The 13,188-nt window shown below is 75.2% G+C and carries 13 protein-coding genes; 3 read left to right on the top strand and 10 right to left on the bottom strand.

What is annotated here, in order from left to right; genetic code table 11:
* Window positions 1-5: 5 nt before the first annotated feature.
* From G7Z13_RS32970 to G7Z13_RS32940, 8 genes are all read right to left on the bottom strand, one after another.
* Window positions 6-1,385: a YcaO-like family protein gene (locus G7Z13_RS32970; RefSeq protein WP_166004379.1), complete on the bottom strand. Its 1,380-nt coding sequence runs from the start codon at window positions 1,383-1,385 to the stop codon at window positions 6-8.
* Window positions 1,382-2,989 (bottom strand): CocE/NonD family hydrolase, encoded by a 1,608-nt coding sequence (locus G7Z13_RS32965; protein WP_166004378.1) that lies wholly within the window; start codon window positions 2,987-2,989, stop codon window positions 1,382-1,384. The genes G7Z13_RS32970 and G7Z13_RS32965 overlap by 4 nt, the downstream gene beginning before the upstream one ends.
* A complete protein-coding gene (locus tag G7Z13_RS32960) occupies window positions 2,986-3,900 on the bottom strand; it encodes a hypothetical protein (RefSeq protein WP_166004375.1) in 915 nt (304 codons plus the stop codon). The genes G7Z13_RS32965 and G7Z13_RS32960 overlap by 4 nt, the downstream gene beginning before the upstream one ends.
* A gap of 95 nt (window positions 3,901-3,995) precedes the next feature.
* A complete protein-coding gene (gene amiA, locus G7Z13_RS33965) occupies window positions 3,996-4,109 on the bottom strand; it encodes a streptamidine family RiPP (RefSeq protein WP_004004115.1) in 114 nt (37 codons plus the stop codon).
* An 82-nt stretch (window positions 4,110-4,191) separates the two neighbouring features.
* Window positions 4,192-4,989 (bottom strand): ABC transporter ATP-binding protein, encoded by a 798-nt coding sequence (locus tag G7Z13_RS32955; RefSeq protein WP_166004373.1) that lies wholly within the window; start codon window positions 4,987-4,989, stop codon window positions 4,192-4,194.
* Window positions 4,990-5,084: 95 nt separating this feature from the next.
* The gene (locus G7Z13_RS32950) at window positions 5,085-6,092 is read right to left on the bottom strand and encodes an iron ABC transporter permease (protein ID WP_277347441.1); all 1,008 of its coding nucleotides are present in this window, start codon (window positions 6,090-6,092) and stop codon (window positions 5,085-5,087) included.
* 38 nt (window positions 6,093-6,130) lie between these two features.
* Complete coding sequence (locus G7Z13_RS32945) at window positions 6,131-7,063, bottom strand: iron ABC transporter permease (RefSeq protein WP_166005536.1); 933 nt, start codon at window positions 7,061-7,063, stop codon at window positions 6,131-6,133.
* A gap of 101 nt (window positions 7,064-7,164) precedes the next feature.
* The gene (locus tag G7Z13_RS32940) at window positions 7,165-8,154 is read right to left on the bottom strand and encodes an ABC transporter substrate-binding protein (RefSeq protein WP_206313183.1); all 990 of its coding nucleotides are present in this window, start codon (window positions 8,152-8,154) and stop codon (window positions 7,165-7,167) included.
* A gap of 115 nt (window positions 8,155-8,269) precedes the next feature.
* On the opposite strand from G7Z13_RS32940, the gene G7Z13_RS32935 reads away from it, so the two are divergent.
* The 3 genes from G7Z13_RS32935 to G7Z13_RS32925 all read left to right on the top strand — a co-directional run bounded on the left by G7Z13_RS32935 (window position 8,270) and on the right by G7Z13_RS32925 (window position 11,580).
* The gene (locus tag G7Z13_RS32935) at window positions 8,270-9,466 is read left to right on the top strand and encodes a hypothetical protein (protein ID WP_166004369.1); all 1,197 of its coding nucleotides are present in this window, start codon (window positions 8,270-8,272) and stop codon (window positions 9,464-9,466) included.
* A 306-nt stretch (window positions 9,467-9,772) separates the two neighbouring features.
* The gene (locus tag G7Z13_RS32930) at window positions 9,773-10,747 is read left to right on the top strand and encodes a nitronate monooxygenase (RefSeq protein WP_166004367.1); all 975 of its coding nucleotides are present in this window, start codon (window positions 9,773-9,775) and stop codon (window positions 10,745-10,747) included.
* 38 nt (window positions 10,748-10,785) lie between these two features.
* On the top strand, window positions 10,786-11,580 hold the full coding sequence (locus tag G7Z13_RS32925) for an SDR family oxidoreductase (RefSeq protein ID WP_166004365.1): 795 nt from the start codon (window positions 10,786-10,788) through the stop codon (window positions 11,578-11,580).
* Window positions 11,581-11,904: 324 nt separating this feature from the next.
* On the opposite strand, the gene G7Z13_RS32920 is transcribed toward G7Z13_RS32925, so the two are convergent.
* A complete protein-coding gene (locus G7Z13_RS32920) occupies window positions 11,905-12,750 on the bottom strand; it encodes an MBL fold metallo-hydrolase (RefSeq protein ID WP_166004363.1) in 846 nt (281 codons plus the stop codon).
* A 108-nt stretch (window positions 12,751-12,858) separates the two neighbouring features.
* Complete coding sequence (locus G7Z13_RS32915; protein ID WP_165994901.1) at window positions 12,859-13,107, bottom strand: hypothetical protein; 249 nt, start codon at window positions 13,105-13,107, stop codon at window positions 12,859-12,861.
* Between the last annotated feature and the right edge of the window lie 81 nt (window positions 13,108-13,188).

Genomic DNA, 13,188 nt, shown 5'->3' with positions numbered 1-13,188 from the left:
GCGGCTCACATGTGCGGCGGAGGGGCGAGGGTGAAGTCCTCCGGGGCGCGCGGCGGCGTGGTGCGCCAGCCGCGGGCCAGGGCGGCGTCGGCGAGGCGGGGGCAGCCGAAGTAGCCGAAGGCGGCGGGGGCGTTGGGGAGCAGTCCGGAGACCAGGACGCGGGCGACGCGCAGTCCGGTCTCGGCGATGTCCTCCGTGGTCAGGTCGAAGGTCATGACCCGGTGGCCGCCACGCTCCAGCGCGCGCCGCATCCGGTCCGGGCTGCCGGGCTCGACGGCGTCGACGGGCACGACCCCGAGGGCGGGGTCGGTGAACCGGCGGGCCTCGGTGGCCATCCGCGGGTCGAGCCACACCTGGACGTGTGCGCCGAGGTCCCGGACGTGCTCGAAGTGGGGGCCGCAGGAGTCGAGGTAGCGGCGGTCCTCGCGGTGGTCGAGGTAGAGGCCCTTGGCGAGGAGTCCGGCGTCGACGGCCTCGAAGACCCAGCCGTCGGGTCCGGTGAGGCCCTGGGTGAAGACCCAGGTGTGCACGGCTTCGAGGACGGCCTTGCGGGCGGCCTCGGCCGGGTCGTACTTGCAGGCGAAGCCGGCGGCGTACAGGCCGAGGCGCGGGTCGTGGACGAGGGCGGCCATGCAGGGGGCGAACTCGGAGGGCATCTCGGTGATCCAGACGCGCAGCCCGGATCCGGCGAGGTCGTCGGCGAGGCCGGGCACGGTGTCCGGGTCGATGCCGCGGGCGGGTCCGTCGAGGTGCCACCACAGTTCCAGCGCGTCGCGTTCGGCGATCTCCAGCAGGCCGCGTTCCACGGCGTCGTCGAAGCCCTGGCCGGTGGCGATGCCGGCGTAGTTGAGGTGGTGGGTGCGCGGCAGCGAACGCAGGTCGCCCTGGCGCCAGTTGAGGTGGGTGAGCGACACGGGTGCCCACACCTCGGTGCTCTCCCCGCCGGGCAGCCGTTCGGTGCCGCGGGTCCACAGGGCGGGGGTGTCGTCGGTGAGGGGTCGGTAGGGGAACTTGGGCCGGGTGTACTGCCAGTCGGCGTACGCGGGCAGGTCGCCGGGGCCGTACAGGCGCAGGCCCTTGCGGGTGAGTTCGGCGGCGGTGGAGTGCAGGGGCGCGTCGCGGTGGCCGGGTGGCGGGAGGCGGTTGCCGCAGTAGCGTTCGACTCCCTCGGCTATCGCGGCGATCCGGGCGGTCTCGGGGTCGCCGAAGGAGGTGCCGAGCGAGACCCGGTCGGCGGGCCACAGGCCGAGCTTGCGGGCGTCGGCGACCTCGGCGGTCATCGCGGTGTAGCGGGGCGGTGTGCCCGGCGGGTGTTCGACGGGCTTCACCTTGCGGACGATGCCGCAGACCGGGTCTACCAGGGCTTCCAGCGGCAGCGTCGTCATCGCAGGATCTCCTCCGCGGGGTCGGTCGGGGTCGGTCGGGTACGGAGCACGCTCAGCCGGAGTTCGAGGCGGTCCGGGTCCACCTCCCGTGCGGAGGGGGTGAGCCGGGTGGCCGTGATCGGGTCCTCGCCGGTGTGCGGGTTGCGGGCGTGGGCCGGGAAGTGGTGCCCGGCGATCTCCAGGCGGAGCCGGGTCCCGGCGGGCAGCCGCCGGGCGATCCGGCCCAGCGGGATGGAGAACTCGGCTTCCTGGCCCGGGGGTTGGCCGTGCCGCCGCGCGACGCCTACGGCCAGCCGCTCCGCATGCTGTCCTGCGGCACGTGCCGGGGCGAGCGTTGAGGCGTGCTCTCCGGCGAGCGGTGGGGCATGGTCCGAGCCAGGTCCTGCGGCACGCCGTGGGGCATGGTCCGCGGCGGGTGTTCTGGCGGGTTCTGCCGGGGCGAGGGCGACGAGCCGTGCGAACCAGTCGGCGGACGGGGTGGCGGCGCGGGCGCGCAGCCGCACCCGGGCGGGCCCGAGCAGGTCCAGCGGGCGCGGCAGGGGCGCGGTGACGAGCACGCAGCGGTCGGGCTCCCCGTCCACGGGCACGCTCAACTCGCCGGAGGCCACCGGGTGTTCGGGGTGGGCGGTGAAGGCGGTGCCGCACAGGGGGCGCAGGCGGGGCGCGTACGGCTCGCCCTCGTCGTCCGCCGCCGTCCACAGGGGGCTGCCGCCGAGTGCCACGGCTCCGCCGCGTCCGCCGGTGAGGTGTCCGGCGAGCGCGGAGCGGGCCCAGCGGGCGTAGAGGTCGCCGAGGCGCACCCGGTGGGCGGGGTGGGCGCCGGGGCCGGGTGCGGCGACCAGGCCGTGTCCCCACGGTCCCATGAGCAGCCGCGGGCAGGGGCCGCCCCAGTGGCGCCACAACTCGACGGTGTCCTCGGCGAAGTGGTCGTGGTGGCCACCCACGGCGAGCAGCGGCATCCGCGCGCGGGGGGCCCGGGCGATCAGCCGTCCCCGGTCGCGGTGGTGCCACAGTCCGGGCCAGGAGGGCAGCTCACGGCCGAGCCGTGACGGCAGGTCCAGCAGGGGCAGGTGGGTGAGCGCGTCCGGGTCGTCGGCGAGGGCCTTGTCCAGCGCGCCCTCGTCGGAGTCGGGACGGTCGCCGTGGGCCGCCCACCATCCCGCGCGGGTCAGCAGCCGCTCCACGCCGCTCGGTTCGCGGGCGGTGTCGGCGGCGCCGAGGGCGGGGACGGCGGCGATGACGGCGTCCGGGCGGGCGTCCTCGGGCGCGTCCAGGGCGAGGGTGACGGCGCAGTGCGCGGCGTAGGAGGCGCCGTACGCGACGATGCGCCCGTCGCTCCAGGGCTGCCTGCGGATCCAGCGCGCGGTGTCCGCCCCGTCGGCGGCCTCGTGCGCGTAGGGCCGCCACTCCCCCGCCGAGCCGTGCCGTCCGCGCACGTCCTGCGCCACGGCGGCGAAGCCGCGGCGCGCCCAGCCGCGCAGTTCGGCGTGGTGGGCGCGGCGGTCGTAGGGGGTGCGGACGAGGACGGCCGGGAACGGGCCGGGGCCGTCGGGGAGGCGGATGTCGGTGGCCAGGCCGTGCACCGCCGCGGTGTACGTCGTCACCTGGCGGTCACCGGTATCCGCGCGACGTCGGGGACGGGCAGCACCGGGTGTTCGGTGACGGTCAGGGTGCGCAGGTCGACCCGGCGCAGGCGGCGCCGGGCGGGCAGGGCGCCGGTGTCGGGGGCGTCGGTGGCCCAGCGGGTGAGGTCGTCGGCGAGGAGTGCGGCGAGCAGCGCCGCGGCGGGGGTGGTGAGGCGTACGGGGGCGCCGGTGGTGCGGGGTCCGCTCCAATAGGCGGCCAGTTCGCGGTGGGCGGGGGTGGCGGCGAGGCGGCGGGCGCGCAGGTGGGCGGAGGTGACGTCTCCGGGGGCGGCGGCGACCGGTTCCAGGTACGCCTGCCAGCCCTCCCGGTGGCAGCGCAGCCAGGCGACACCGTGCTGGGGCAGCCGGTCGGCGTCGTCCCACAGGCCGTCGGGCACGGGCCCGTCGAGGCACCAGACGACGGCGGCGGCAGCCTCCGGCGCGACTGCCTCGCCGGGTGTGCCGGGGCGGGGTTCGGCGCCGGCTTCCCGCAGCAGCCGGGTGAGCGGTCCGGTGAGCACCGGGTCGCCCAGCACGAGGATGTCGCGCCGCGCGGCGGGCCAGGCGGCGGCCGCGGCGGGGGGGCCGCCGGTCCCGGCGCCGGCTTCGACGTCCGTGCCGGCTTCAGCTTCGGCGTCCGTGCCGGCTTCAGCTTCGGCGTCCGCGTCGGCATCGGTCAGATAACCGGCCGCGCCGAACGCCGCGACGAGCCGGTCGAGTTCGCCGTCCGCGCGGGCGGTGTCCGCCCCGGCCAGCCGGGCGCGGAGCGCGTCGACGTCGGCGTCGCCGGTGCGGACGCGGAGGAACTCGCCGTCGGCCGTGCGGACGGCCAGCTCCCGGCCGTCGACGGCGACGACCTCGACACCGGGTGCGAGCTGGCTGCGGGACACGTCGGTTCTCCTACGGGGCCGGATGTCGGGAAGTGGGGAGCGGGCCCGCCCTTGGAACGGACGGACGGGCCCGCGGGTGAGGGGGGAGCCCTCGCTTACTCCTCGGTGTCGTCGAAGGGGTTCTCGACGAGAGCGTTGGAGTGGGACGCCGAGTCGTGGGCCAGCTGACCCGGGTCGGCGATCGGCGCGAAGACCTGCTCGTTCTCCACGAACGTTCCTCCTTCACAAAGGGGTTGTGACGTTCCGTTGAGCGCCACGACCAGAACACTAATGAATACGATTATCGTTTTACTAGTTGGAGAGGGGGTGATCTGGGTAACACACGGGCCAGTCCCCCTCGGGATCCCGGCCGACCCGCCCGGCGACCCGCAGCACGTCCGCGAGGAAGGCCGGGGTGACGACCTCCTCGGGCGCGCCGTCGGCCACCACGCGCCCGTCGCGCAGTGCCACGATCCGCTCGGCGAAGCGGGCGGCGTGGGCGAGGTCGTGCAGCACCATCACGACGGTGAGGCGGCGTTCCTCGCGCAGCCGCACCACGGTCTGCAGCACGTCGAGCTGGTGGTGCAGGTCGAGGTAGGTGGTCGGCTCGTCGAGCAGCAGGACGCGGGTGTCCTGGGCGAGTGCCATGGCCAGTCGCACCCGCTGCCGCTCCCCGCCGGAGAGCGCCTCCACGGGCCGGTCCGCCCAGTCGGCCACGCCGACGTCCTCCAGCGCCCGGCGCACCACGGTGTCGTCGCCCTCGCGCAGCATCCCGAGCGGGCCGCGCGCCGCGTACCGCCCCTGCCGTACGAGCTGACGCACCGTCATGCCCGGTACGGCCGGCGCGGACTGGTGCAGCAGCGCTACCCGGCGGGCGGCGGCGCGCCGGGAGAGCCGGGCGAGGTCGTCTCCGCCGAGCAGCACCCGCCCCTCGCCGGGCCGCAGCAGCCCGGCCGTGAGCCGCAGCAGGGTCGACTTGCCGCAGCCGTTCAGGCCGACGAGGGCGGTCAGTTCGCCCGGTTCGACGGTCAGGTCGACGCCGCGCAGCACGGGCCGGCCGGGGTATCCGAAGTGGACCCCTTCGACACGGATGCCGACGGGTTCGCTCATGCCATGTCCTTCACGTCCGTAGGGTGTTCGGCCGGCCGGGCCGTGCGGCACCGCCTCGCCGGCGGAGTCGCCGGCCGGGCCGGCGGCGGTCGCGGTCAGAAGCTCCCGCCCGGCGTGCGGCGCACGACGATCAGCAGCAGCACCGCTCCGGCACAGGTGGTCAGCGCGCCGACGGGCAGCGAGAACCGGCCGGCGTCCTCGACCGCGGCCAGCAGCCGGGAGATCGCCTGCGCCGCCGCGTCCGCCCCGCTCACCACGAGCGCGCCGAGCAGCGCGGCACCGGGCAGCGCGATGCGCAGATCGGCGCCGAAGACGGCCACCGCGACATGCGGCACCAGCAGTCCCACGAAGCCCAGCGCGCCCACCGAGGCGACCGCGCCGGCCGTCAGGGCGACCGCGCACAACAGGGCGAGGGTGCGGGCGCGGGCAGCGGACAGCCCGGCCGCCGCGGCGAGTTCGTCCCCGCAGCGCAGCAGGGTCAGCGGCCCGGACAGCAGCCAGGCGACGACGAGCCACGGCAGCGCCCACGGCCACAGCAGATGCCAGTGCTGCCACACCCGGCCCTCGGTGCTGCCGACGAGCCACTGCACGACGCTGCCGAGTTCGCCCGGCGCGACCAGCAGCACCATGGCGGTGAGTCCGCCGAGCACCGCCGAGACCAGCACCCCGTGCACCGCGATCTGCGCCGGATCGCCCCGGCCGCGCCCGGTCAGCAGCCACAGCAGCCCCGCCCCGGCGCAGCCCCCCAGGCACGAGGCGACGACCACGGCGAACGGCGACTGCCAGCCCGCGAGTCCGAGTCCCGTCGCGGCGACCGCGCCGAGCACCGCGCCCGGTGTGACCCCCGTGACCTCCGGACCGGCGAGCGGATTGCGCAGCGCCGACTGCAGGACGAGACCGGCCGCGCCGAGACAGGCGCCCGCGCCGAGGGACACCAGCAGGCGGGGCAGGCGCAGTTCGAACAGCACGTGGCGGTCCAGCGGCTCACCGCCGCCGGTCAGTACCTCCCAGACCACGCCCGGGGACATCGCCCGCCCGGCGAGCAGGGCGGCGCCCGCGGCCAGCAGGAGCAGCGCGCCCAGCACGCCGTAGCGCCGGGCCACGACGCGTCCCCGCGCGGGCGTGCCGAGTATCCGTGCCGTCATCGCGCCCTCCGCAGCAGTGCCACCCCGGCCGGGACGCCGAGCAGGGCCGTCCAGGCGCCGGCGGGGGTCTCGGTGGGGGCCAGGGCGAGCCGGGCGGGAACGTCGGCGACGGCCACCACGGCCGCGCCCCACGCCGCCGACCAGGGCAGCCAGCGCACGGCGTCGGAGCGGGGGTTGAGGCGCCGGGCCAGGTGCGGGGCGAGGAAGCCGACCCACGCCACCGGGCCGCACACGGCGGTCACCGGGGCGATCAGTACGACGGCGACGGCGAGCGCCGTGAACCGGGCCCGGCGCACCCGCACGCCCAGCGCCTCCGCGTCGTCGTCGCCGAGCCGCAGCACCGCGAGGACCGGGGCGCACAGCACGAGCGCGGGGACGGCGATCAGCAGCCACGGCCACAGCCCGGTCACGTCGTCCCAGGTGCGTGCGGACAGCGAGCCGAGCAGGTAGCGGTAGATCAGCTGGAGGTCGAGCTGGTCGGCCATCACCATGAGCACGAGCAGCGCGGCCTGCAGGGCGGCGGCGACCGCGGCCCCGGTGAGCAGGACGGCGGAAGGGCTGCGCCCGAGTCCGGCCGCGAGCAGGGTCAGTCCGCCGCCGAGCGCGGCCCCGGCGATGGCCAGCAGGGGCTGGACGGCCGCCGGAAGCGTGACCGCCAGCACCAGGGGCGCGGCGACGCCTAGGGCGGCGCCCGAGGACACGCCCAGCATCTCGGGGACGGCCAGCGGGTTGCGCAGCGCTTCCTGCAGGACCAGTCCCGCCGCGCCCAGGCAGGCCCCGGCGACGAGCGCGAGGACCAGCCGGGGCACCCGCAGTTCGGTGACCACGACGCGGGTGATCTCGTCGCCGCCGAACAGCCGGTGGAGCGGGACGTAGGGCGTGCCGAGGCACAGCGCGCACCATGCCGCGAGTGCGAGCAGGGCGGTCAGGGCCGCCGCCTGGGTCCAGCGCCGGGCTCCCGGCCGCCGCTTCGGCGCGCCGGCACCGGCGGAGGGGGCCTCCGCCGGTGCCGCGGTGCGGGTGGGCGTGCTCACCGCAGCGCGGCCACGGCCTCGTCGAGGACGAGGCCCAGTGAGCGGGTGCCGCGTCCCTTGGCCCACACCTCGGAGTTGACCTCGTGGACGTCGCCGTTCTTCACGGCCGGGATCTTGCCCCACAGCGGGTTTTTCGCCAGCTTCTCGGACAGCTTGCCGTCCGGTTCGCCGAAGCTCATCGTCTCGACGAACAGCACGTCGACGTCCCTCGCGAGGATTTCCTCGAGGCTGTAACTGCCCTCGACGCCGCGCGACTTCCAGGGGTACTCGGCGAGCTTCGGGAACAGGCCCGCGACCACGTCGGTGCCGGGGGTGGCGACGCCGAAGTTCTCGTCGCTGCCGTAGATGATCAGTGCGGTCTTGTCGCTCTTCTTCCGCTCGGCGGCGGCCAGTTTGACGCGGAAGGCCTTCTCCGCCTTCTCGCCCTCGGCGGTGCGGCCCGTGAGGGCGGCGACGTCGCGCAGATAGCCCACGCTGTCCTGCCACTTGGCGGGCTGCACGGGCCAGAAGGTGGTGGCGCCCTTCAGCGCGGGGGCGAGCTTGCCGTGGGTGTCCTCGAGCCCGATCACCAGGTCGGGCTTGTGGGAGAGGATCGCTTCGACCTCGGGGGCGATGAACCCGCCGGGGACGACCGCGACCTCCTTCGCCTTCTCCTCCCCCAGGAAGCCCGGCTGGGCGAGGAGTTGGCTGTTGGTGGCGACGGGGACGATGCCCAGCTCGGTCAGGATGTCGTCGCAGAGCGCCACCAGGCAGACGATGCGCTCGGGCTTCTTCTTCAGGGAGACGGTCACGCCGCGCGCGTCCGTCAGCCGCAGGGTCTCCTTGATGGGGTCCACCGTCACATCGGTGACGTCGGCCTTCGCGTCGTCGGCGGCCGCCCCGCTCTCGGTCGAGGTGTCGGCGGAGGCGCCGCATCCCACCAGGACGGAACCCAGGATCACGGCGGCCAGTCCGCGCCGTATGGCTCGCAGGGGTGAGCGCAGCATCGGTGCCCTCGTTTCTTGTCGTGAGTGTGCTGAGTGTTCTCGTGGTCCGGAAACGCACCGACCATACATGATAATCATTTTCAGACACGCTCAATGTGCCGACGAAGGGCCGCCGATGACGACCGAACCGCTGCTCCTGGTCTCCGACCACGTGGACGGATGCGTCCATCTCGTGACCGTGCCGGACGGGGCGGAGGCGGGCCGGCTGCCGGGCCGTCATCTCTCCGAGCACGCCGGTTTCCTGGCCCTGCCGGGCGGCCGGGTGGCCTGTGTCGACGACCGCCGCGGCGAGCTGCTGGTGCTCGACCCGTCCGGCCCGCGACTCCTGGCGGCGGCGATACCCGTGGCGGTACCCGCCGAACACCTGGCCACCGACCCCTCGGGCCGGTGGGTGGCCGTGACGACCGGGCTCGGCAAGAACTCCGCGCCGTGGTCGGACCTGCTCACCGTCGTCGATCTCGCCACGGGGGACGCCGTACGGGTGCGCACCCGCGCGGGCGAGCCCGGTGTCACGGTGCTCGGACCCGACCGGCCGCTCCTCGTCCTCCGCCACCGCGAGCCCGGCTCCCTGGCCGTCCACCGCGTCACCGACCTGCTCGCCGCGCCCCCCGGCTGCCCGCCCGTCACCCCGGTCGCCCGCCTTCCGCTGCCCGGCGACGGCCACGGCGACGCCCAGGACCCGCGTACGGCGACGGTGTTCGCGGCCACCGGTGAGGGCGTGCACCGGGCGCGCCGGGAGGGCGACCACCTCGTGTCGGAGCCGGTGATCCCCTGGGGCGCGCCCGCCCGCGGCTGGTACCTGCGCCTGGACCCGCGGCGGCGCGCCCTGTGGTCGACGCTGCGCGGCGGCCCCGCGGACCCGCTGCGCTGGCCGGAGTGGACCAACCAGGCCTGGCGGTACGACCTGCACACCGGGACCACGGCCCGCACGGACCTCGGTCCCGGCCTCGTCTTCCGCCTGGCCCTCGCCCGCGCGCACACCGCGTTCGCCCGCGTCCATCCCGACGGCGACGAGCTGATCCTGCTGAGCGCGGACGGAGCCGTCTCCCCTGTCCCCCTGCCCGCCATGGACGGCGCGCCCCGGCGCGGCGGCACCCCGTGGGAGGGCGTCCAGCGCCGCGCGGTGGCCGCGTCACCGGGCGCCGACTGGGTCGCCGTGACCCGCGGCGGCCACGGCGAGATCCACCTCGTCGACGCCACGGCCGGCCAGGAGACCCACCGCCTCCGGGTGGACACCCCCCTCCACCACGGCGGCCACGCGGTCCTGCTGCCGCAGGCCGACGGGGAGGAGCGTGATCTGGTGGGGCGGTGACGCGGGGTTGTCACCGGCGGCTGACGACGGGCGTGCTGAGCCGTGTTCCGGCGCGACGCCGAGCGGCGTAGGCCGCGAACGCCGTAGGGCGTCATGGGCCGGAGGTCTTTCATGCGCCGGAGGTCTCTCATGCGCCGGAGGTCTCTCATGCGCCCGAGTGTTCGTAGGGCGCCGAGGGGGTCGTCATGCGCCGGGGCGGTCGTCGGGCGCGGGGGCGGTCGTCATGCGCCGGGGCGGGCCGCGGGGCAGCATGGTCGGTAGTGGCCCCGCTGCTCCCGGTCGCGGTGCCCGGAGGAGGTGGCAACCGTGCGGACGCCGCTGTGCGACGTGCTCGGGATCGAGGTGCCGGTCATCGGTGCGCCGTTCGGACCGTTCGATCAGGTCGAGGTCGCGGCCGCGGTGTGCGAGGCGGGGGGGCTCGGCAGTCTGGGCACGGCGGTGCGCCCGCTGCCCGATCTGCGGCGTCAGTGGGCACGGATGCGGGAGTCGACCGACCGGCCGTTCGCGATCAACCACACCCTGCGGCCGCTGAACGAGGAGGCGTTCGAGGCGACCCTGGCCGAACGTCCGGCGGCCGTCTCGTTCCACCTGGGGGTGCCCGGGGACCTGGTGCGGCGCGCGCATGACGCGGGCGTGCTGTGGATCCAGCAGGTGATGGACGTGGACCAGGCCGGGCAGGCCGTGCGCGCGGGCGTGGACGTCATCGTCGCGCAGGGCGGTGAGGCGGGCGGCCAGGGCGGCGAGGTGTCGACCATGGTGCTGGTGCCGCAGGTGGTGGATGTCGCGGGAGACATCCCGGTCGTCGCAGCGGGCGGGATCGCCGACGGCCGGGGGCTGGCGGCGGCGCTGGCGCTGGGCGCTCAGGGCGTGGTCATCGGTACCCGGCTGCTCGCCTCGGTGGAGATGCGGATCGCCGGGGAGTGGAAGGAGCGGATCGTCGCCGCCGACGCGCGGGACACGATCAAACTGGCCCACAGCGACCGGTACCTGCCGCCGTTCTCCCGGCCGGGCGCCTACGGCGTTCCGCGCTCCCTGCGCACGCCGTTCGCCGAGGAGGCCGAAGAGCATCCCGAGCGGGTGGACCCGGCGGAGGCCGGCCCCCGGCTGCTGGAGGCCATGCGCGGCGGACGGGGGCACGAGTTCCTGCCGTTCACCGGGCAGTCCGCGGCGCTCGTCCACGACGTCCTCCCGGCGGCCGAGATCGTACGGCGGACGGTCGCCGACGCGGAGGCCGTCCTGCGCCGGGCCGCCGGGGCGTACGGGCCCGCCGCTCCGCGCTGACGGGCATCCGTCCGCCTCCGAAGGGAACCCGCCCTCTCATGCACATCGACCTGACAGGACGCACCGCGCTGGTCACCGGCTCCACCCAGGGCATCGGCGCGGCCATCGCCGTGGCCCTCGCCAGGGCCGGGGCCCGCGTGGGCGTCAACGGCCGTGACGAGCGGCGCGTGGCACAGAGCGTGGAGTCGCTGGCCGGGCAGGCGCCCGGCGCCGACCTGGTGCCGGTGTCCGCCGACGTGACCACCGAGGACGGCACGGCCCGGGTGGCGGAGCTGCTGCCCCGGGTGGACATCCTCGTCAACAACCTGGGGGTCTTCGGCGCCGCCGACCCGCTGGAGATCACCGACGACGAGTGGCGGCGCTATTTCGAGGTGAACGTGCTGGCCGCCGTACGGCTGACCCGGCAGTACCTGCCCGGGATGACCGAGCGCGGCTGGGGCCGGATCCAGTACGTCGCCAGCGACTCGGCGGTCGTCATCCCGGCGGAGATGATCCACTACGGCATGTCGAAGACCGCGCTGCTGGCGGTGAGCCGCGGCTTCGCCAAGAAGGCGGCGGGCACGGGGGTGACGGTGAACTCCGTCATCGCCGGGCCCACCCACACCGGCGGCGTCGAGGACTTCGTGTACGAACTCGTGGACCGGGACCTGCCCTGGGACGAGGCCCAGCGCAGGTTCATGCGCGAGCACCGACCGCAGTCCCTGCTCCAGCGGCTGATCGAGCCGGAGGAGATCGCCCACATGGTCGTCTACCTCAGCTCCGAGCAGGCCTCGGCCACGACGGGCGGGGCACTGCGGGTCGACGGCGGATACGTCGACTCGATCCTTCCCTGACCGACGGTGGCCCCGGTCGCGACGAGCGGCCGGTCGACCGCGGCGGCCAGTTGGTGCGCCGTGGTGGTGTTCGGCTCGGCCGGGGCGACCAGATGCGCGGGGAGCAGGGCGGCGGAGGAGGCCGCCGTGGCGGTCACGGGCACGATCGGTCTCTTCACTGAGTGCGGTGCGGCGGTGCGGGAGTGCGGTGCACGGTTCTAGAGGTGCTCGCCGGCAAGTCCGACGGACCCGCGCAGGGCGACTCCCGTACGGGAGCGGGCCGGGGACCCCGTGCACAGACGGTTCGGCGCGGGAGTCGGCGGTCGCCAGGAGGTGTGTGCGCCGTCAGACGACCGTCGGGGCCGCTCCGAGGGTGGGGGTGATGCGGGCGCGGTGGCCGTGGCCGCAGTGGACGACGCGGTCGCCGAGGCCGAGCGCCTCGATCTCGGTGAGGAACGCCTCCAGGGGCGACCGCATGACCGTGTAGTCGCCGTAGTGGACCGGCAGCAGAAGGCGCGGGTCGAGGCGGCGGGCCAGCTCCGCTCCCTGAGCGCCGTCCATGGTGACCACGAAGCCGCCGGGCAGGCGGGTGCCGCCGAGGTGGAGGATGGCCAGGTCGGCGGCCGGGAAGCGCTGGGCGATCTCGTCGAGGCCGTCGTGGACGACGGTGTCGCCGGAGACGTACAGCCGCATCCTGGGCGGCCCTCCGGCGGGACCGAACTCCAGCATGCTGCCCATCACCGGCGGCAACAGGCCGCGCAGCACGAGGTGCGCCGCGTGGCGTCCCGGCAGCGCCGTCACCCGCACCTGGTCGTCACCGCGCCGGAGGGTCAGCCCCTGCCAGGTGCGCAGGCCCGCGGTGCGGGGGAAGCGGTGCACCACGCGGAGCCTGCGTGCGGCGTGCGGCGTGGTGAGCACGGGGACGGCGTGGTCCAGTTCGCGGCGGGCCCGGCGGTCCCAGTGGTCGCCGTGCAGGTGCGAGAGGACGATCGCGTCGAGCCGGGGCAGGTCGCCGGGGCCGAGCGCGGGCTCGGTGAGGCGGCGGCTGAGCAGGCCGTAGCCGAGGTAGGCGTACTGTCCCCGGTGCAGGAAGTTGGGGTCGGTGAGCAGGGTGAGCCCGCCGTAGCGCAGCAGGACGGTCGCGTTGCCGATGAAGTGCAGTTCGACCGCGCCGTCGGTGGTGTCGTCCATGATGCGCGCCGTGACCGTTCTGCCCGACGGGGCCGCGGGACGGCCCCGTGCGTGGCGTCGTCGTGGTTCTCGGTGGTTCTCAGCGGTTCTCGGTGATCTCGGTGGTTCTCAGTGCTGGTCGGGGTCCGCCTCGTCGGCTCCGCTGCCGGAACGGCTGGGCTGGCCGCCGCCACTGGTGCCGTAGCCGCCGGGGACGCCCGGGACGCTGTCCTCGTCCGCCTCGGCGCGGCTGATGTGCCGGACGGCGCGCACGTTCGAGCGCCGCTCGGGGTACGGGTAGCTGAAGGGCTGGGACTCCGCGCGCTTCTCCTCGTCCTCACGGATCTCGGATTCGGGCTTTTTGTCAGGTTTGGTCATGCCTTGCGGGTAACCCGGCACGCCGACGCTATGCAGTGCCGGGCCCTCGGACGGGTACTCGGGCACGCGTCGATCGAAGAC

The organism is Streptomyces sp. JB150 (assembly GCF_011193355.1).
Taxonomy (GTDB): Bacteria; Actinomycetota; Actinomycetes; order Streptomycetales; family Streptomycetaceae; genus Streptomyces.
This window is presented reverse-complemented; position numbering and strand designations above follow the sequence as displayed.